This is a genomic window from Streptomyces sp. SID14515 (assembly GCF_010548505.1).
GTDB lineage: Bacteria > Actinomycetota > Actinomycetes > Streptomycetales > Streptomycetaceae > Streptomyces > Streptomyces caviscabies.
Map to the genome: position 1 here is coordinate 1 of NZ_JAAGMH010000073.1, position 17,975 is coordinate 17,975.

General features: G+C 71.1%; 17 protein-coding genes. 11 read left to right on the forward strand and 6 right to left on the reverse strand.

Annotated elements, in window-relative coordinates; all coding sequences use genetic code 11:
- From G3I54_RS14635 to G3I54_RS14675, 9 genes are all read left to right on the forward strand, one after another.
- A partial coding sequence (locus G3I54_RS14635; protein WP_164614811.1) for a pantoate--beta-alanine ligase occupies positions 1-280 on the forward strand: 280 nt, incomplete at its 5' end.
- On the forward strand, positions 277-1,959 hold the full coding sequence (locus tag G3I54_RS14640) for an L-aspartate oxidase (RefSeq protein ID WP_164614813.1): 1,683 nt from the start codon (positions 277-279) through the stop codon (positions 1,957-1,959). The genes G3I54_RS14635 and G3I54_RS14640, both read left to right, overlap by 4 nt.
- Positions 1,960-2,069: 110 nt before the next feature.
- A complete protein-coding gene (gene nadC / locus G3I54_RS14645; RefSeq protein ID WP_164614815.1) occupies positions 2,070-3,131 on the forward strand; it encodes a carboxylating nicotinate-nucleotide diphosphorylase in 1,062 nt (353 codons plus the stop codon).
- Positions 3,131-3,928 carry a type III pantothenate kinase gene (locus G3I54_RS14650; RefSeq protein WP_050356751.1) on the forward strand — a complete coding sequence of 266 codons (798 nt, stop codon included), beginning with the start codon at positions 3,131-3,133 and terminating at the stop codon, positions 3,926-3,928. Before nadC ends, G3I54_RS14650 begins: the two co-directional genes overlap by 1 nt.
- 160 nt (positions 3,929-4,088) lie before the next feature.
- Positions 4,089-4,673, forward strand: coding sequence for a hypothetical protein (locus G3I54_RS14655; RefSeq protein ID WP_164614878.1), 585 nt, complete (start codon positions 4,089-4,091; stop codon positions 4,671-4,673).
- A gap of 82 nt (positions 4,674-4,755) precedes the next feature.
- Positions 4,756-4,935, forward strand: a complete 180-nt coding sequence (locus tag G3I54_RS14660; protein ID WP_164614818.1) for a hypothetical protein — start codon at positions 4,756-4,758, stop codon at positions 4,933-4,935.
- 131 nt (positions 4,936-5,066) lie between these two features.
- Positions 5,067-5,525, forward strand: coding sequence for a BlaI/MecI/CopY family transcriptional regulator (locus G3I54_RS14665; protein ID WP_164614820.1), 459 nt, complete (start codon positions 5,067-5,069; stop codon positions 5,523-5,525).
- A gap of 9 nt (positions 5,526-5,534) precedes the next feature.
- Positions 5,535-6,104, forward strand: coding sequence for an amino-acid N-acetyltransferase (locus G3I54_RS14670; protein WP_164614823.1), 570 nt, complete (start codon positions 5,535-5,537; stop codon positions 6,102-6,104).
- 144 nt (positions 6,105-6,248) lie between these two features.
- Entirely contained in the window at positions 6,249-6,584 is a 336-nt protein-coding gene (locus G3I54_RS14675; RefSeq protein WP_018489329.1) for an Lsr2 family protein, read from the forward strand.
- Here G3I54_RS14675 and G3I54_RS14680 read toward each other — a convergent pair.
- The gene (locus G3I54_RS14680) at positions 6,563-7,165 is read right to left on the reverse strand and encodes an SCO3374 family protein (protein WP_164614825.1); all 603 of its coding nucleotides are present in this window, start codon (positions 7,163-7,165) and stop codon (positions 6,563-6,565) included. The genes G3I54_RS14675 and G3I54_RS14680 overlap by 22 nt on opposite strands.
- A gap of 450 nt (positions 7,166-7,615) precedes the next feature.
- Between G3I54_RS14680 and G3I54_RS14685 the strand changes: the two genes are divergently transcribed.
- Positions 7,616-10,144 (forward strand): ATP-dependent Clp protease ATP-binding subunit, encoded by a 2,529-nt coding sequence (locus G3I54_RS14685; protein WP_164614827.1) that lies wholly within the window; start codon positions 7,616-7,618, stop codon positions 10,142-10,144.
- Positions 10,145-10,159: 15 nt separating this feature from the next.
- On the opposite strand, the gene G3I54_RS14690 is transcribed toward G3I54_RS14685, so the two are convergent.
- Positions 10,160-13,375, reverse strand: a complete 3,216-nt coding sequence (locus G3I54_RS14690) for a serine protease (RefSeq protein WP_164614830.1) — start codon at positions 13,373-13,375, stop codon at positions 10,160-10,162.
- Complete coding sequence (locus G3I54_RS14695) at positions 13,372-13,728, reverse strand: trypco2 family protein (protein WP_164614832.1); 357 nt, start codon at positions 13,726-13,728, stop codon at positions 13,372-13,374. Before G3I54_RS14695 ends, G3I54_RS14690 begins: the two co-directional genes overlap by 4 nt.
- A 456-nt stretch (positions 13,729-14,184) precedes the next feature.
- Between G3I54_RS14695 and G3I54_RS14700 the strand changes: the two genes are divergently transcribed.
- Entirely contained in the window at positions 14,185-14,901 is a 717-nt protein-coding gene (locus G3I54_RS14700) for a M23 family metallopeptidase (protein ID WP_164614835.1), read from the forward strand.
- Positions 14,902-15,111: 210 nt separating this feature from the next.
- On the opposite strand, the gene cseC is transcribed toward G3I54_RS14700, so the two are convergent.
- From cseC to G3I54_RS14715, 3 genes are all read right to left on the reverse strand, one after another.
- A complete protein-coding gene (gene cseC, locus G3I54_RS14705) occupies positions 15,112-16,449 on the reverse strand; it encodes a two-component system sensor histidine kinase CseC (protein ID WP_164614838.1) in 1,338 nt (445 codons plus the stop codon).
- 7 nt (positions 16,450-16,456) lie between these two features.
- The gene (gene cseB, locus G3I54_RS14710) at positions 16,457-17,170 is read right to left on the reverse strand and encodes a two-component system response regulator CseB (protein WP_164614841.1); all 714 of its coding nucleotides are present in this window, start codon (positions 17,168-17,170) and stop codon (positions 16,457-16,459) included.
- A gap of 80 nt (positions 17,171-17,250) precedes the next feature.
- Complete coding sequence (locus tag G3I54_RS14715) at positions 17,251-17,934, reverse strand: hypothetical protein (RefSeq protein WP_164614881.1); 684 nt, start codon at positions 17,932-17,934, stop codon at positions 17,251-17,253.
- Positions 17,935-17,975 lie beyond the last annotated feature (41 nt).

Here is a 17,975-nt window from a genome sequence, read left to right on the forward strand (position 1 = left end):
CGAGGCCCGGGCCGCCGCCGACGCCCAGGCCGTGGCGCTGGCCCGGCCCAACGGGGCGCCCGCCGCCGTCCGCGCCGCCGCCCGGACCGTGCTGGAGGAGGCCGCCGCCCGGGGCAGGCTGCCGCTGGCCCTGGACTATCTGGCCCTGGTGGACCCGGCGGACTTCACCGAGATCCCGGACGGCCGCGAGAGCGGGGAGGCGATCCTCGTCGTCGCGGCCCGGGTCGGGGACACCCGCCTCATCGACAACATCCCCCTCACCTTCGGAGCACTCACGTGACCGGAATACGGCTGACCGCCCCCGCCCCCGGCTGGGCCATCGACGCGGACGTCGTGGTGGTCGGCTCCGGCGTCGCCGGACTCACCACGGCGCTGCGCTGCGCCGCCGCCGGTCTGGACACCGTCGTCGTCACCAAGGCCCGCCTCGACGACGGCTCGACCCGCTGGGCGCAGGGCGGCATCGCCGCGGCCCTCGGCGAGGGCGACACCCCCGAGCAGCATCTCGACGACACCCTCGTCGCGGGCGCGGGCCTCTGCGACGAGGAGGCCGTGCGCACCCTGGTCACCGAGGGCCCCGACGCCGTACGCCGGCTGATCAACACCGGCGCGCACTTCGACACCACCGACAGCGGCGACATCGCGCTGACCCGTGAGGGCGGCCACCACCGCCGCCGCATCGCCCACGCGGGCGGCGACGCGACCGGCGCGGAGATCTCCCGCGCCCTGGTCGGGGCGGTTCGCGAGGCCGCCCTGCACACCATCGAGAACGCCCTGGTCCTGGACCTGCTCACGGACGCCGAAGGCCGTACGGCGGGCGTCTCGCTGCATGTCATGGGCGAGGGCCAGCACGACGGCGTCGGCGCGGTCCGGGCCCCCTCGGTCGTCCTCGCCACCGGCGGCATGGGCCAGGTCTTCTCCGCCACCACCAACCCCTCCGTCTCCACCGGCGACGGCGTGGCGCTGGCGCTGCGGGCCGGGGCGGAGGTCTCCGACCTGGAGTTCGTCCAGTTCCACCCGACCGTCCTGTTCCTCGGCGCGGACTCCGAGGGCCAGCAGCCGCTGGTCTCCGAGGCCGTACGGGGCGAGGGCGCGCATCTCGTCGACGCCGACGGCGTCCGCTTCATGCTCGGACAGCACGAACTGGCCGAGCTGGCGCCGCGCGACATCGTCGCCAAGGGCATCACCCGCCGGATGCACGAAAAGGGCGCCGAGCACATGTATCTGGACGCCCGGCACTTCGGGGCGCGGATGTGGGAGCAGCGCTTCCCCACCATCCTGGCCGCCTGCCGGGCCCATGGCATCGACCCGGTCACCGAGCCGATCCCGGTCGCCCCGGCCGCGCACTACGCCTCCGGCGGCGTCCGCACCGATCTGCGCGGCCGCACCACCGTCCCCGGCCTGTACGCCTGCGGCGAGGTCGCCTGCACCGGGGTGCACGGGGCCAATCGCCTCGCGTCCAACTCCCTCCTTGAGGGCCTGGTCTTCGCCGAGCGCATCGCCGCCGACATCGCCGAGGCCCGCCCGCCCCGCACCGAACCGGCCGACGCCCCCGGTGCCGACGCGCCCGTCCCGCTGCTGGCCCCCGAGGCCCGTACGGCGATCCAGCGCACCATGACCCGGGGCGCCGGAGTCCTGCGCTCCGCCGACAGCCTGACCGCCGCCGCCGAGGAGCTGGAGGCCCTGCACCGCGAGGCCGCCGCCGACGCGGACGGGGCCAAGGCCGTCGTGCCCGGGGTCGACGCCTGGGAGGTCACCAATCTGCTCCTGGTCTCCCGGGTCCTGGTCGCCGCCGCCCGGGAACGCGAGGAGACCCGCGGCTGCCACTGGCGCGAGGACCGGCCCGACCGCGACGACGCCCACGGCCGCCGCCACCTGGTCGTCCGTATCGCGCCGGACCGCACCCCGGTCGTCCACCGCACGGAGACCGCCGCATTCCCGCCCGTACGCCCGTCGGATTGAGCAGACTGCTGGAAGCAGCCGCTCCGCCGCACCCCGCGGGGCAGCACCGGCACCACCCGAAGCACCCGCCGCACCCGCACCACCCGCCACGCCCCCGAGGAGCCGTCACCGTGAGCACGCCCGAAGAGAATCCGCGCCCCACACCCGTGGACGTACCGCTGATCAGCGTCGGCGCGCCCGCCTCCTCCGCACCGACGGGGGGCGGCTGCGGCGACGGCTGCGGCTGCGGCGACCAGGGCTTCGACCCCGAAGCCCTGGAGTGCGGCCTGGACCCGGCGCTCGCCCTGCTGCTGGCCCAGGCGGGACTGGACCCCGTCCAGGTCGAGGACGTCGCCCATGTGGCGATCGAGGAGGACCTCGACGGCGGGGTGGACGTCACGACCGTGGCGACCGTTCCCGAGGACGCCGTGATCACCGGTGACTTCACCGCCCGCGAGGCGGGCGTGGTCGCCGGGCTCCGGGTCGCCGAGGCGGTCCTGTCGATCGTCTGCACCGAGGAGTTCGAGGTCGAGCGGCACGTCGAGGACGGTGACCGGATCGTCCCCGGCCAGAAGCTGCTGACCGTCACCACCCGCACCCGCGACCTGCTCACCGGCGAGCGCAGCGCGCTGAACCTGCTCTGTCGCCTCTCGGGCATCGCGACCGCCACCCGCGCCTGGGCGGACGTGCTGGAGGGCTCCAAGGCCGAGGTCCGCGACACCCGCAAGACGACGGCGGGCCTGCGCGCCCTGGAGAAGTACGCGGTGCGCTGCGGCGGCGGCGTCAACCACCGGATGTCGCTCTCGGACGCGGCCCTGGTCAAGGACAACCACGTGATCGCCGCGGGCGGCGTCGCCGAGGCGTTCAAGCGGGTCCGCGCCGAGTTCCCGGAGCTGCCCATCGAGGTCGAGGTCGACACGATGGACCAGGTCCGCGAGGTGCTGGACGCGGGCGTCGACCTGATACTGCTGGACAACTTCACCCCGGCCGAGACCGCCGAGGCCGTCGCCCTGGTCGACGGCCGGGCGATCCTGGAGTCCTCCGGCCGCCTCACCCTCGACTCGGCCCGCGCCTACGCGGAGGCGGGCGTCGACTATCTCGCGGTCGGGGCGCTCACCCACTCCTCGCCGATCCTCGACATCGGCCTGGACTTCCGCGACGCCTCCTCCGCCGAGGACGGGGCCGACGCCTGATGCTGCTCACCATCGACGTCGGCAACACGCACACGGTCCTCGGCCTCTTCGACGGCGAGGAGATCGTCGAGCACTGGCGGATCTCCACCGACGCCCGCCGCACCGCCGACGAGCTGGCCGTCCTGCTCCAGGGCCTGATGGGCATGCACCCGCTGCTCGGCATGGAGCTGGGCGACGGCATCGAGGGCATCGCGATCTGCGCCACCGTCCCCTCGGTCCTGCACGAGCTGCGCGAGGTGACCCGGCGCTACTACGGCGACGTCCCCGCCGTCCTGGTGGAGCCGGGCGTCAAGACGGGCGTGCCGATCCTGATGGACAACCCCAAGGAGGTCGGCGCGGACCGCATCATCAACGCGGTCGCCGCCGTCGAGCTGTACGGGGGCCCGGCGATCGTCGTCGACTTCGGCACCGCCACCACCTTCGACGCGGTCTCCCCGCGCGGCGAGTACGCGGGCGGGGTGATCGCCCCCGGCATCGAGATCTCGGTCGAGGCGCTCGGCGTCAAGGGCGCCCAGCTCCGCAAGATCGAGCTGGCCCGGCCGCGCAGCGTGATCGGCAAGAACACCGTCGAGGCCATGCAGTCCGGCATCGTCTACGGCTTCGCCGGCCAGGTCGACGGGGTGGTGGCCCGGATGAAGAAGGAACTGGCCGCCGACCCGGACGACGTCACGGTCATCGCGACGGGCGGCCTTGCTCCGATGGTGTTGGGGGAGTCCTCGGCCATCGACGAGCACGAGCCGTGGCTGACGCTCATCGGGCTGCGCCTGGTCTACGAGCGGAACGTGTCCCGCTCGTAGGGGCCGCCGCGCGGGGCCCGGCGTACCTGCGGGAACGGCCGGCGGCGGGGGCCGGTGGATCGTTCGGGTGCGCCGCGCCACCGACGACCAGTTAAACGGATTTTGTCCATTTAGCACGTATTGTCGCGTTATGCCCACGCCCTACGGTTCACGAGGCGGCATGGCGTTCAGCGCGGACGAGCTGCGGGTGCTCCGACGTGCCCTCGCCATCGCCCTCCACCCCATGCCCCTGTCCGACGAGGACGTCCAGGACTGCCTGCGGCTCGCCGGCTCCGTGGACGAGGCGGTCGGCGAGGCGGGTCGGCTGCGAGCGTTCCTCCTCGCCGACCTCGCCCGCTACCGCAACGCCCTCCCCGGCTCCGTCGTCGGCTACCTGGAACTGCTCCAGGACGCCCTGGCGGCCGGTTACGACCCCCGCCCGGACGATCTGGCCGCGCTGCGGGCCCTGCGCGGGAGGCCGCTCGCGGCGGCACTCCTGGAGCGCTGCCAGGTGCTCGCCGAGCGTTCCGTACGAGCCCGGCTCGCCGGCCGTTCCGCCGCGCTCGCGGCCCCCGGCCCCCGCAGCAGGCTGCTCGCCCTGCCCGGCGGCCGCGCCGCCGACCGGGAGCCGGACCGGCCCAGGACTCCGGCCGCCCCGGACCGCCCGCAGAAGCCCGGCGACCGCCCGATGCCCAAGCCCTCCGAGGTCTTCCCGCCCCGCCGCCGGCCCGCACCGCCCCCGTCCGAGGAGCGGGCGGCCGGCTGATCCCCTCGTCGGCCTCCGACGCGGCGGCCTCCACCGGGAGGTCGCCGCGTCGGGCCGGGCGGGGCTCGCTACTCTGGACGGCATGGACTATGTATCCGCGCTCGTGCCGCCCGTGGTGATGGCCGTCTTCTTCATCGCCCTGATCGTGATCATCGTCAAGAGTCAGGGTGGCCCGAACAAGGCCAAGGAGGACGCCGCGGTGGACGCGACGCTCGCCCGCGCGGAATCCGTAAACCAGACCGCTCGTCCGGAGAATGTCTGATCGCGGAAGCGGTTCGCCCGCCCCGCGCCTTCCCCGCGTACGCACCCGGAGCGCACGACTCGTCCGAGCCGTGCGCTCTTTTGCTGTGTAAATACCAGAACATTCGGGACATCTAGCACTAAAGTGATCTCGTGCCCCGTCAATTGGGAGACCTCGAAGACGCCGTGATGACGCGCGTCTGGCAATGGAACCGACCGGTCACGGTGCGGGAAGTCCTTGAGGACCTTCAGCAGGAACGGTCCATCGCCTACACGACCGTGATGACGGTAATGGACAATCTCCATCAGAAGGGCTGGGTACGCAGGGAAGTCGACGGCCGGGCCTATCGATATACGGCCGTCTCCACCAGGGCCGCCTACTCGGCCGCACTGATGAACGAAGCCTGGTCACGCAGTGACAACCCCGCCGCCGCCCTTGTCGCGTTCTTCGGCATGATGTCCGCCGAGCAGCGCGAAGCGCTCCAGGATGCCGTTCGGATGGTTTCCCCCAACCTCACCGAAAGTGCCCCGGGCAACCCCGCGGAACCGACCGCCGACGCCGCCGGAGATGACGTCCCGGCCGATGACACGAGGCCGGAGAGCGGGCGATAGCGTCGGGGCATGTCCTCAGAGCAGCCGCAAAGCGATCCGGAAACCGAACTCCATACCGACCCGTCGGTAAATAAGCCCGCCATCACCGTCCGGCGGGCCAGGACGAGTGATGTCACGTCGGTGCGACGACTCCTCGACGGGTACGTGTCCGGAGGCATCCTGCTCGACAAAGCGACCGTCACCCTTTACGAGGACATCCAGGAGTTCTGGGTCGCGGAACGCGACGAGGACGCGACGGTCATCGGCTGCGGAGCACTTCATGTCATGTGGGAAGACCTGGCAGAAGTGCGGACCCTCGCCGTCGACCCCCGCATCAAGGGCGCGGGAGTCGGGCATCACGTACTGGACAAGCTCTTGCAGACCGCTCGATGGCTCGGTGTCCGCAGGGTTTTCTGTCTCACCTTCGAAGTGGACTTCTTCGCGAAGCACGGCTTCGTCGAGATCGGAGAGACGCCCGTCGACACCGATGTCTACAGTGAGCTGCTGCGTTCCTACGACGAGGGTGTCGCGGAGTTCCTCGGTCTCGAACGAGTGAAGCCGAACACCTTGGGCAACAGTCGGATGCTTCTGCACCTGTGATCTGCAGAAGGACCTGCAACCCTATGTCCGAATCGCGCACGTTTCCCGTCTTCCCGGGCTGCTGAACCTCTCCCGGGGGTTTGTGTTTTCGAGGGAAAAGCGGTTTCCTTTCCGCGTACTCCATTTTCGATGAAAGGATATCCCGTGGCACAGAAGGTTCAGGTCCTTCTTGTCGATGACCTCGACGGCGTCGAGGCCGATGAGACCGTCACGTTCGCTCTTGACGGCAAGACGTACGAGATCGACCTCACCACGGCCAACGCGGACAAGCTTCGCGGCCTTCTCGAGCCCTACACCAAGGGTGGACGTCGCACCGGTGGCCGTGCCGCCACGGGCCGTGGCAAGGGCCGCGCCGTGTCCGGCGGTAACAAGGACACCGCGGAAATCCGCCGGTGGGCGCGGGAGAACGGCCACAATGTGAATGACCGCGGCCGCGTTCCCGCCGAGATCCGCGAGGCTTACGAGAAGGCCAACGGCTGATCTGCTCCACCCCTTGTCAGCAACCCGGAACGGGCGCGTGACAACCGGACCCGATGGCATTCGGTAGCCGCGGCGTCCACCAGGCGTACGAGATCGGGGGCATCCCCACCGCTGCTCCCGAAGCCCGGGAGGGCCGGCAGCGCCGGCTCGGGCGCATGCCTCGGCTCTGGGGGCCGCAGCCAGAGAGCGGCCCCCGGCGAGTCCCCCGGGGCACCAGGGAGAGGCGGGGCCGCGACGCGGCCCCCCGCACCCACGGCGGTCAGGTCCAGCGGGACCGGACCCCACTCCAGCCAGTCGAGCAGCCCCGGCAGCTCATCGGCGCCGCCCGCGGCGACCAGCAGCCCCATCCGCGCACCGGACAACAGCACGGGACCGGTGCGCACCCCGCGCCGCAGCACGGCGTGACCGGCCTCGGCGGGCAGCTCCAGCACATCGAAGCGCACCCCGGTGAGCAGCCGCAGCGGAGCGCGCCCCTCGGTCGCCCAGCCCAGCTCCCTCGCGTACCGCCGGGCGAGAGCGGCGTCGGCGGAACCCGGAGCGGCATCGGGTGACGATCGGGGCTGCGGGACGGTGGGGGTCATGCCCGATGAACCGCCGAACCGCCTCCGGAGTTACGCACGGTTCGCACCGCATCACACGGTGTGCCGCCCGCGGGGGCGCGCGAGAGCATTCAGCAGCGCAAGGATGTTCGCCCGTAGCGGAGGGAACCGGGGCGCGCCGCATGGACTGTCAGTGATTGCGGGTAAGACTTTCCTAGTGGGAAGGGGCGACACGCTGGCCGAGGCGTCTCACGTTCGCCATCGGCGTACTGGCGAAAGGGGTATCTGCCTGGCCTGCGGGAACATCGTCTCGCACCATCGGGTTGGAGCAGTTGTCAGCTGTTCGGCAGTAAGAATCCCCGCCCGGCGCGGGGTGATCCGGACGGATGTCGGCAGTTGGAATGAGCTGTCCCGTCCTGCGGGACTAGCATGCGGAAGGACTGGGAGGGGACCGACCCCTCACTGACCGACCGCTCTGAGGAGCGATTAACGATGTTCGAGAGGTTCACCGACCGCGCGCGGCGGGTTGTCGTCCTGGCTCAGGAAGAAGCCCGGATGCTCAACCACAACTACATCGGCACCGAGCACATCCTCCTGGGCCTGATCCACGAGGGTGAGGGTGTCGCCGCTAAGGCCCTGGAGAGCCTCGGGATTTCGCTCGAGGCGGTCCGCCAGCAGGTGGAGGAGATCATCGGGCAGGGGCAGCAGGCTCCTTCCGGGCACATCCCCTTCACCCCGCGAGCCAAGAAGGTCCTGGAGCTGTCGCTCCGCGAGGCTCTTCAGCTGGGCCACAACTACATCGGCACCGAGCACATCCTGCTCGGCCTGATCCGCGAGGGCGAGGGCGTCGCAGCCCAGGTCCTCGTGAAGCTGGGCGCCGACCTGAACCGGGTCCGGCAGCAGGTCATCCAGCTGCTTTCCGGGTACTCGGGCGGCAAGGAGGCGGCGACCGCGGGCGGTCCCGCCGAGGGCACGCCCTCCACGTCCCTGGTGCTCGACCAGTTCGGCCGGAATCTCACCCAGGCCGCTCGTGAATCCAAGCTCGACCCGGTCATCGGGCGCGAGAAGGAGATCGAGCGGGTCATGCAGGTGCTGTCCCGCCGGACCAAGAACAACCCGGTCCTCATCGGCGAGCCCGGCGTCGGCAAGACGGCGGTCGTCGAGGGCCTGGCCCAGGCGATCGTCAAGGGCGAGGTGCCCGAGACCCTCAAGGACAAGCACCTCTACACCCTGGACCTCGGCGCGCTCGTCGCCGGTTCGCGGTACCGGGGTGACTTCGAGGAGCGCCTGAAGAAGGTCCTCAAGGAGATCCGCACCCGCGGCGACATCATCCTGTTCATCGACGAGCTCCACACGCTGGTCGGTGCGGGTGCCGCGGAAGGCGCCATCGACGCGGCTTCGATCCTGAAGCCCATGCTGGCGCGCGGTGAGCTCCAGACCATCGGCGCCACCACGCTCGACGAGTACCGCAAGCACCTGGAGAAGGACGCGGCCCTCGAGCGCCGCTTCCAGCCCATCCAGGTCGCGGAGCCGTCGCTGCCGCACACCATCGAGATCCTCAAGGGTCTGCGCGACCGTTACGAGGCCCACCACCGGGTCTCCATCACGGACGAGGCCCTCGTCCAGGCCGCGACCCTGGCCGACCGGTACATCTCGGACCGCTTCCTGCCGGACAAGGCGATCGACCTGATCGACGAGGCCGGCTCCCGGATGCGCATCCGCCGGATGACCGCGCCGCCGGACCTCCGCGAGTTCGACGAGAAGATCGCCGGTGTCCGCCGGGACAAGGAGTCGGCCATCGACTCCCAGGACTTCGAGAAGGCAGCTTCGCTCCGCGACAAGGAGAAGCAGCTGCTGGCGGCGAAGGCCAAGCGGGAGAAGGAATGGAAGGCCGGCGACATGGACGTCGTCGCCGAGGTCGACGGCGAGCTCATCGCCGAAGTCCTGGCCACGGCCACCGGCATTCCGGTCTTCAAGCTGACGGAGGAGGAGTCCTCCCGTCTGCTGCGCATGGAGGACGAGCTCCACAAGCGCGTCATCGGGCAGAAGGACGCCATCAAGGCCCTTTCGCAGGCGATCCGCCGTACGCGAGCCGGTCTGAAGGACCCGAAGCGCCCGGGTGGCTCGTTCATCTTCGCCGGCCCGTCCGGTGTCGGTAAGACCGAGCTCTCCAAGACGCTCGCCGAATTCCTCTTCGGCGACGAGGACGCGCTGATCTCCCTCGACATGTCGGAGTTCAGCGAGAAGCACACGGTTTCCCGCCTCTTCGGTTCGCCCCCCGGCTACGTGGGGTACGAGGAGGGCGGCCAGCTCACCGAGAAGGTGCGCCGCAAGCCGTTCTCCGTCGTCCTCTTCGACGAGGTCGAGAAGGCCCACCCCGATATCTTCAATTCCCTGCTCCAGATTCTGGAGGACGGTCGCCTGACCGACTCCCAGGGTCGGGTCGTGGACTTCAAGAACACGGTCATCATCATGACGACCAACCTCGGGACCCGGGACATCTCGAAGGGCTTCAACCTGGGCTTCGCCGCCCAGGGCGACGTCAAGACGAACTACGAGCGGATGAAGGTCAAGGTCAACGAAGAGCTCAAGCAGCACTTCCGGCCGGAATTCCTCAACCGTGTCGACGACACGGTGGTCTTCCACCAGCTGACCGAGGAAGACATCATCCAGATCGTCGACCTCATGCTCGCCAAGGTCGACGAGCGGCTCAGGGACCGCGACATGGGCATCGAGCTCAGCTCCGAGGCCAAGTCGCTCCTCGCCAAGAAGGGCTACGACCCCGTGATGGGCGCCCGGCCGCTGCGCCGGACGATCCAGCGGCAGATCGAGGACATCCTCTCCGAGAAGATCCTCTTCGGCGAGCTGCGTCCCGGGCACATCGTGGTCGTGGGCACCGAGGGCGAGGGTGACGACAAGACGTTCACCTTCCGCGGCGAGGAGAAGTCGGCTCTGCCCGACGTCCCGCCGATCGAGCAGGCGGCAGGCGGCGCCGGCCCGAACCTCACGAAGGACGCGTGACGCGCAGGTAGGGCATCAGCCCGAGCGCGCTTGAGGGGCTGCCCCGGAACCGGTATCCGTACCGGTCCGGGGCAGCCCCTCTTTCGCGTCCCGCAGCGTCACCTCAAGTCCCGGCCAGTCGCGCAGCGGTGCGAGGTCGAACGGGGAGTGCCGGGAACCGTCGACGAGCAGCGTGAGTTTCCGGAGCGCCGGAAAGGTCTGCTGGAGGACCAGCAGCCCCGTCGCGCTCTCATGGGAGTTGAGAATGAGGTGCTCGACGGTCGGGACGGAGGGGGCCACGGCGCACTGGGCGGACGACGGAGGTGCTTCGAGTCGCAGGCGCGTGATGCCGCGGTGCGCCCCGATCTCTGCGGCGGCTTCGGCGAACCAGCCGAGCGGTGACACATCGAGAGAGGTCAGCGACTGCCAGGCGGGGAGGCCCTCCAGGGTGATCGGGCGGTCGCCGTGCAGACGGAGGTGGCTGACCCCCGGAAGCGCCGGCAGTTCGTTCAGCTTGACCGGTCGGCACCAGCTCAGGATGAGGCTTTCCAAGGCCGTGAGGTCCGCGAGCGGCGCGAAATCCCGGACCGCCGTACAGCCCGACAGAAGAAGATGCGTCAGGCTCGACGCGGAGGGAGCCAGCACGCCGAGATCGGTGAGCAGCCGGTTCGTGTCGAGCCCGAGCCGGGTGAGCCGGTGCGCTGCGATGGCCGCCCCGAATTCCGTGTCCTGCAGGTCGCCCACCGCGTAGAGCTGCTCGATGTCCGTCAGGAGCGGCAGATGCTTCAGATGCTTGCGGCCGACCGGCACGAAGTCCTCGGCGAGCCGACAACGGGCCAGCACCTCGGCGGCGTACACCCCGAGGGGAAACCGGTCCCAGAAACTGATGAAGTCGAGGCCCAGATCCGGATGGGCCGAGGCCCACGCGCGGGCGTGCGGAACGGTCGTCCGGCCTCCGATCATGCCGAGCAACTGGACAGAGGGCCGGACGGAGGGAGCCCCGGACGGCAGACTCGTGGGGTCCGGCAGGAATTCCAGCGCCGCTTCGCCGAGGCGGGCCAGCACAGCCGCCGACACACCTCTCGCCGGCGGGAACAGCGCCGCCGTGCTCCGCCGGACCCGGTCTCGTACGCCCGCGTCCAGCCACGCCGCGTGCTGCGTGCACAGGGCGGCGAGGACGTGGAGGTCGACCCGGGCGATCGACCCCTCGTAGTGGGTCAGGCCCGCGTCCAGCAAGCCCTCGACCAGCAGGCCCAGTTCACGTCGTCCGCAGTGGCCCGCAGCCAGCAGGATCACGTCCTGCCAGGGCTCGTCGTCCGCGTGGCGGAGCAGTTCGCCCAGGTGGTCGTCCTCGACGAGTTCCTTCGCGGCCAGGTAGTCCGGGAAGGTCCGGTGGATGAACTGATAGGCAGCTTCGGTGTGTTCCTGGAGCAGGCCGCTGCGGTTGAGCAGGTGGGTGAGGATCCTCTCCGGCGGGCCCTGGGCTCTGACCCGTGCCATCCCCGCCAGCGCACGGTCGAGTTGGCGCAGTGCCTGGTCCCGGGTGAACTCGGACTGGCCCTCGCGGACCAGCCAGACCGCGATCCGCTGGAGGAGCTGGGTGGATTCCTCGACGTCCAGGTCGATGCCCTCGGGGTTCCCGATCCGGCGGCGGTGGTCGCGGTGGCCCAGCAGCATCTCCAGGGCCGAGCGGTACAGCTTCCAGCGGGTCTCCGGGAGGAAGCCGTCGCGGCGGCGGTGCAGGGCGCAGATGACCGCGCAGAGCAGCGGCGTACGGGCCAGGTCACGGAGCGTGGGGTTCTGGTCGAACTGGTGCGAGAGGTCGCGTTCCAGTTCGTCCAGCCGCTCGGCGTCGTCCTCCTCCGACAGCCGGGCCGCCCGGTGCCAGGAGGCCACGAACGCCTGGATGTCCTCGTTCCGCATCGGCAGCAGTCGTAACTCCGCGAAGCCTTCCGAGCGCAGCCAGTCCGGTTCGACGGCGAGCGGTCGTACGGTCGTGACGCACCGAGTGTTCGGGTAGCGGGCCAGCAGCTGGGCGAGCCAGGTGTGAGCCTGTTCGCGTTCCTCCTGCGGCACCTCGTCCAGGCCGTCCACCAGCAGCAACGCCCGGCCCGACTCCAGGACCCGGCCCGCCCAGCCCTCCGGCGCCGTGTCGATCACCAGCCCCGCCGCGCCGGACAGCTCCGCCGGGCCCGGGAACCCGCCGCCACGAGCTCGCAGGGTGCGCAGCGGCACCACGAAGGGGATCAGGCCGTTCAGCGGGGCCAGCGCGTCGCCCAGGGTGCGGGCCGAGGCGTGCGCGGCCAGCCACCACAGCAGCGTCGTCTTGCCCGCGCCGGCCTCGCCGCGCAGCAGGACCCGGGGGCGGTCGGCGAGGAGGGCGTCGATGCGCTGGGGGAGGGGAGGGGCCTGTTCCGGGGCCTCCCGGCCTCCTCGCGCGGTCCGGTCCTGCGTCTGGGCCTGGGCCTCCAGGCTGAGGTAGGCGGTGTCCAGGTCCCACTCGGCGTCGTGCCGGCTCAGCTCGTCCAGGCCGAAGATCTTCGTACGGCGGTACTTGGCGCCCAGCGCCTGCGCGTACTCGGCTTCGTACCGCAGGTCGCGCGGGAAGCTGCCGTGGACGCGTTCCTCGCGCAGGTCGACCCCGGCGCGCCGGCAGACGAGGCGGAAGGGGTTCGCCGCCAGGACCGGGGCGAGCGGGACGCACTCGACCCGGCGGCCGTCGCGCTGCTGCGGGACCTGCCGGGCGACGCCCAGCAGCACGTCCCCCATGAAGACCGGGCCGCCGGAGAGCCCGGACAGGGCGGCCGGCCCGTCGTCCGGGCGGGCCGCGGGCGGGCCGTCGAGATCGCAGACCAGCAGGTCGCGGACCCGGCCCGCCAGGGGCAGGACCGTCGCCGTGTACTGGTCGGCCTCCAGGCGCTGGTCGCGGCCGTAGCGCTGGACGCGCGGGAAGCCGGTGATCTCGCAGTCGGGTATGGCCTGGCGGGTGTCGACCACGCCGAGCCGTACGGGCGGGACCGGCCGCACCGGCTCGACGGCCTCCAGCAGGGCCACGTCCAGGCGGTAGTCGATCCAGGCGACGGTGGCCCGTACGCGGTCGGAGACGGCCGGGTGGGCGATCAGGACGGACCCGGACTTGACCACATGGGCGCAGGTCAGGACCAGCCGGTCGGTGAGCAGGACGCCGCTGCCCTGCTGGATCGCGGAGACGACCACCGTACGGTCGGCGGGGTGGACGACGGGCAGGCTCATGTACGGGAGGTCCCGTCACCGAACCCCGCCGTCGACCCGTCGTCCTCCGTCCCGATCTCCCACGCCTCGCCCGTCGCGGCGTTGCGCGGGGTCAGGGTGAAGGCCACCTTGTGCGTGCGGCCCGTGGTGCGGGCGGCGTCCGCGCCCGCCTCGACCACCCAGGCCTTCACCTTGCCGCCCGCCCTGGCCTCCCGGCGCAGTTCGAGGGTGAACTCCATCTGGATGTCGCCGACCGCGAAGGAGACGGGGTGGTCCGTGGCCCGGGTCGCCGCGTCGATGAGCTGGTTGCGGATGGACGCGACGGCATCGGCGAGCTCGATGCCGTCCAGCGCGTGGGTGTTCTCGGCCGTCATGGGGTCCCCCGGGGTGCGGTGCCGCTTTCCCGTCAGCGTAGTGAAGTAGCGGGCCGAAGGTCCCGAATCGGAAGGACTTAGGTCCCACCGGCGGTGACAAGGCGCACAGCCCGAAACGGGCCTACTATCCGGGTCAGTAGAAAGCGCCATGATCGGCTCCGGGACCTTCGGCCCGGCGTCTGCAGGCCCTTTCGAGGTTCTGGGCGATACGGTCGTTTCGCGGTGCCATGTCCGGAAAAGAGCCCATGGAACAGGCGTTAAACGTCTTCCGCGCGAAGGATTTCGTAGCCCGCGCGACCTCCTCGTAAGGGGACAAGCGCGGCGAATTCCCCCGGCCCCCTCTACGGCTTTTCTTCGTAGATGGGGGGTTTGAGCACCGGCGGGGGTGCGGGTTACCAAGGTGGAGCAAGCCCGGACAGCACGCCGGGTCCACTCACCTTCGGAGGACTTCCTCGTATGAAGCGCGCAACGAACCAGCACACCATCCGCCCGTCCGCCTTCCGCGTCCGTGGCGCCGTCCTGGCCGCCGGCCTGGGGGCGTCCGTGGTGCTGGGTGCCGGAACGGCGTTCGCCTCCAGCGGCACCGAGGCCGCCGCTGCTCCCCTTGCGGCGAACACCACCGCCAACTCCGTCGCCGCCCAGGCGACCGCGCAGGGCAAGGCCGCCGACGCGGCCAAGAAGGCGGCCGCGAAGAAGGCCTCCGACGCGAAGAAGAAGGCCGAGGACAAGAAGAAGGCCGCGAAGAAGAACGCCGCCTCCTGGAAGTCCCCGGTCAAGAAGTACACGCTGAGCGCCAGCTACGGCACCGGCGGCGCCCGCTGGGCCGCCAAGCACTCCGGCCAGGACTTCGCCGTGCCGGTCGGCACCAACGTCGTGGCCGCCCACACCGGCACCGTTGTGAAGGCCGGCCCGAACGGCGCCGGCGACGGCCCCGCGTACGGCAACGCCGTCGTGATCAAGCACTCCAACGGCAAGTACTCGCAGTACGCGCACCTGTCGAAGGTCAACGTGAAGATCGGCCAGCACGTGAAGACGGGCCAGAAGATCGCCCTGTCCGGCAACACCGGAAACTCCAGCGGCCCGCACCTGCACTTCGAGATCCGCACCACCCCGAACTACGGCTCGGCGCTCAACCCGGCCGCGTTCCTCCGCTCGGTGCACGTCTCCATCTGATCCGGCCGGCGTAACCGCGCGACCCCGCCGACGCCCGGAGCCCCGAGCACCCGGCGGCCGCGCAGCACAACCGAAAAGTGTCAGTGGACCCGTTACACCCCGGTACCCGGGGCGTGCGCCCGGGTCACCCGATCGACGGCGACGTCGAGGACAGCCTCACGGCTCACTCCTCGGGGTCGCCGTCGGCGTTCCGCCGCGGGGCGCGGCCGCTCAGTCCGACGGCTGCCGCTGGTCCGCCATCCGCAGCACCGGGAAGCTCCCCGTCACCGTCGGCGCGTGCTCCGGCAGCCACAGCACCGCGATCGCCCCGCCCGTGCCCTCCGCCGCACCCGAGGGCGCCGCGTTGCGGAAGGTCAGCCGGGCCCCCAGCACCCGCGCCTGGCCCGCCGCGATCGTCAGCCCGAGCCCGTGCCCGTGCCCGGCCCGGTCCATGGAGCCCGTACGGAACCGGCTCGGCCCGTCCCGCAGCAGCTCCTCCGGGAACCCCGGACCGTGGTCGCGGACCCGTACCACCCGGCCCTCGACCGTGACCTCCACCGGGGTGGACCCGTGCTTGGCGGCGTTCCCCAGCAGATTGCCGAGGATGCGCTCCAGCCGGCGCGGATCGGTGGAGACCCACGACTCATGGATCACCCGTACGGTCACATCGGGATTCAGCCCCCCGATCCGGCGGCTGACGAACTCGCCGAGCGGCAGCTCCTGGAGCTCCGCCCGCTCCGACGCACTGTCCAGGCGGGCCACCTCCAGTACGTCCTCGACCAGCGTGCGCATCGCCTGGGCCCGGTCCCGTACCAGCTCGGTGGGGCGGCCCGGCGGCAGCAGCTCGGCCGCCGTCAGCAGCCCGGTCACCGGGGTACGCAGCTCATGGGCGATGTCCGCGGTGACCCGGCGTTCCGCCTCGATCCGTTCGTTCAGCGCGTCGGTCAGCGCGTCGACGGCCCGCGCCAGCTCGTCGGTCTCGTCGCGCACGACGCCGCCGACGGCCTCCCTGACCCGTACGTCCGTCTGCCCCTGGGCGACCCGGCCCGCCGCGGCCGCCGCCTTGCGCAGCCGGCGCGAGAGCTGGCCGCCGATGAGCACCCCGAGCGCGCAGCCGCCGAAGACCACCGAGACCGAGCCGATGATCAGGGCCCGGTCCAGGTCGTCCATGATCGTGGCGGAGCGGTCCGCGAACCGGGTGTGCAGCGAGAGCACGTCCCCGTTGGCCAGCGGCACCGCCGCCCAGACCTCGGGGACCCCGTCGGAGCCCTGCGTCACATGGGTGGCCCGGCGGTTCTTGCGGACCTCGTCGCGCAGGCTCTGCGGGATCGTCGGGTCGTTCAGCTTCGCCCCGAACTTCGGCCCGCCCTTCTGCATGCTCGTCGCCTGGTAGAAGCGCTGGGCGCCCAGCAGCCGCTCCAGCTGCACCTCGCGGGCGTTCTCGATCATCGAGACGCGGGCCGCGTTGTGCACCACGAGGCTCAGCGCCACCGCGATGAGCGCGCCGACCGCCGCGATGGCGATGCTGATCTTCCAGCGGACACCGGTCCGCAGGGCCAGTCGCTTCATCCGGGCCTCAGCCGCGCAGCTTGTAGCCGAAGCCGCGGACCGTGTCGATCCGGTCCTGGCCGATCTTGGTGCGCAGCCGCTGGACGTGGACGTCCACGACCCGGGTGTCACCGCCCCAGCCGTAGTCCCAGACCCGCTCCAGGAGCTTGTCGCGGGACAGGACGGTGCCCGGCGCGGACGAGAACTCCAGCAGCAGCCGCATCTCGGTGGGCGTCAGCGCCACCTGCTCACCGGCGCGCCGCACCTCCATGCCGTCCGTGTCGACCTCCAGATCGCCGAAGACCAGCACCCCGCCGAGCGCCTCGGCGTCCTCCTCCGTACCGCCCTGGCCCGGGCCGTCCGGTCCGGCCGCGTGGCCGAAGCGGCGCAGCACCGCCCGGATGCGGGCGACCAGGACCGCGCCGTCGAAGGGCTTGGTGACGTAGTCGTCGGCCCCGGCCTCCAGGCCGAGCACCACGTCGATCGAGTCGGCCCGCGCGGAGAGCATGATCACCGGTACGGTCGACTCGTCCCGGATACGGCGGCACAGGCTCACCCCGTCCAGGCCCGGCACCATCACGTCGAGCAGGGCGATGTCCGGCCGGTCGGCGCGGAACGCCTCCAGACCGGAGAGTCCGTCGGGCATCGCGGTGACCGTGAAGCCGACCCGCTCCAGGGCGAGCTGGGTGGCCTCGCGGATGACGTCGTCGTCCTCGACGAAGAGGACGTGGGTCTCGGCCATGGGGCTGCTTCTCGCTTTCCGTTCCTGCCCGGTTCCACCGGCGCGACTTCGTTCCTGCCCGGGGTCGGTGCCGCCGTGTGTCAGTTCCTGTCCGGCTTCACCGGTCCGTCCGACGGAACCGGTTCCGGCTCCACCGGATCCACCGGCTCCGACTGCACGGGCAGGTCGCCGTCCCCGCCCTCGACGGCACGGCTGAAGTCGTTGTGCACCCGGTCGTGCTCGGTGAAGCGGTCGCTCGCCCAACGGTAGGTGACCACCTCCGAGCCGGAGGGGGACGACAGCGGATCCTTCGACCCGTAGACCTGGGTCGTCACCACCAGATCGCCCCGGTCGATCGTTCCGTAGACGGCGGGGACCTCGGCCGAGAAGACGTTCTTGTACGAGCCGTCGTCGTCCGCCCGGTAGACGTACGTCCCGATGCTCACCGAGTCGGCGCAGCTCATTACGTTGACCACCACGTCGGCGGACCGGCCGCCGGTCATCGACCCGTAGGAGGTGTCGATCGGATAGGCCTTGCCCGCGCAGGGCCGGAGCCCTTCCCTGACCCGCTCGCCCACCTTGGGGTCGGACTTGAGGAGCCGTACGGCGTCGACCCGCCGGACGGGTGGGGTCGTGCCGGACGGACTGGCCTGCGGGGTGATCTGGGCGACCGGCTGACTGCCGGCGGGGCCCTCGTCCCGGGTGCCGGTGCCGCCCGTGGAGCAGCCGACGCAGAACAGCCCGAAGGCGACGAGTGCGGCCAAGGCCGTGCCACTCGCCGCCATACCGGCCCGGAATCCCCGGCTCCGGCCCGATCTGTGCGGGC

Excerpts from the sequence above, each read along its gene's own strand:
- G3I54_RS14695 (WP_164614832.1), bottom strand. The coding sequence starts at position 13,728 with ATGACGGCCGAGAACACCCACGCGCTGGACGGCATCGAGCTCGCCGAT.
- G3I54_RS14700 (WP_164614835.1), top strand. The coding sequence starts at position 14,185 with ATGAAGCGCGCAACGAACCAGCACACCATCCGCCCGTCCGCCTTCCGC.
- G3I54_RS14715 (WP_164614881.1), bottom strand. The coding sequence starts at position 17,934 with ATGGCGGCGAGTGGCACGGCCTTGGCCGCACTCGTCGCCTTCGGGCTG.
- G3I54_RS14670 (WP_164614823.1), top strand. The coding sequence starts at position 5,535 with ATGTCCTCAGAGCAGCCGCAAAGCGATCCGGAAACCGAACTCCATACC.
- G3I54_RS14685 (WP_164614827.1), top strand. The coding sequence starts at position 7,616 with ATGTTCGAGAGGTTCACCGACCGCGCGCGGCGGGTTGTCGTCCTGGCT.
- cseC (WP_164614838.1), bottom strand. The coding sequence starts at position 16,449 with ATGAAGCGACTGGCCCTGCGGACCGGTGTCCGCTGGAAGATCAGCATC.
- G3I54_RS14690 (WP_164614830.1), bottom strand. The coding sequence starts at position 13,375 with ATGAGCCTGCCCGTCGTCCACCCCGCCGACCGTACGGTGGTCGTCTCC.
- cseB (WP_164614841.1), bottom strand. The coding sequence starts at position 17,170 with ATGGCCGAGACCCACGTCCTCTTCGTCGAGGACGACGACGTCATCCGC.
- G3I54_RS14660 (WP_164614818.1), top strand. The coding sequence starts at position 4,756 with ATGGACTATGTATCCGCGCTCGTGCCGCCCGTGGTGATGGCCGTCTTC.
- G3I54_RS14650 (WP_050356751.1), top strand. The coding sequence starts at position 3,131 with ATGCTGCTCACCATCGACGTCGGCAACACGCACACGGTCCTCGGCCTC.
- G3I54_RS14680 (WP_164614825.1), bottom strand. The coding sequence starts at position 7,165 with ATGACCCCCACCGTCCCGCAGCCCCGATCGTCACCCGATGCCGCTCCG.
- G3I54_RS14655 (WP_164614878.1), top strand. The coding sequence starts at position 4,089 with ATGGCGTTCAGCGCGGACGAGCTGCGGGTGCTCCGACGTGCCCTCGCC.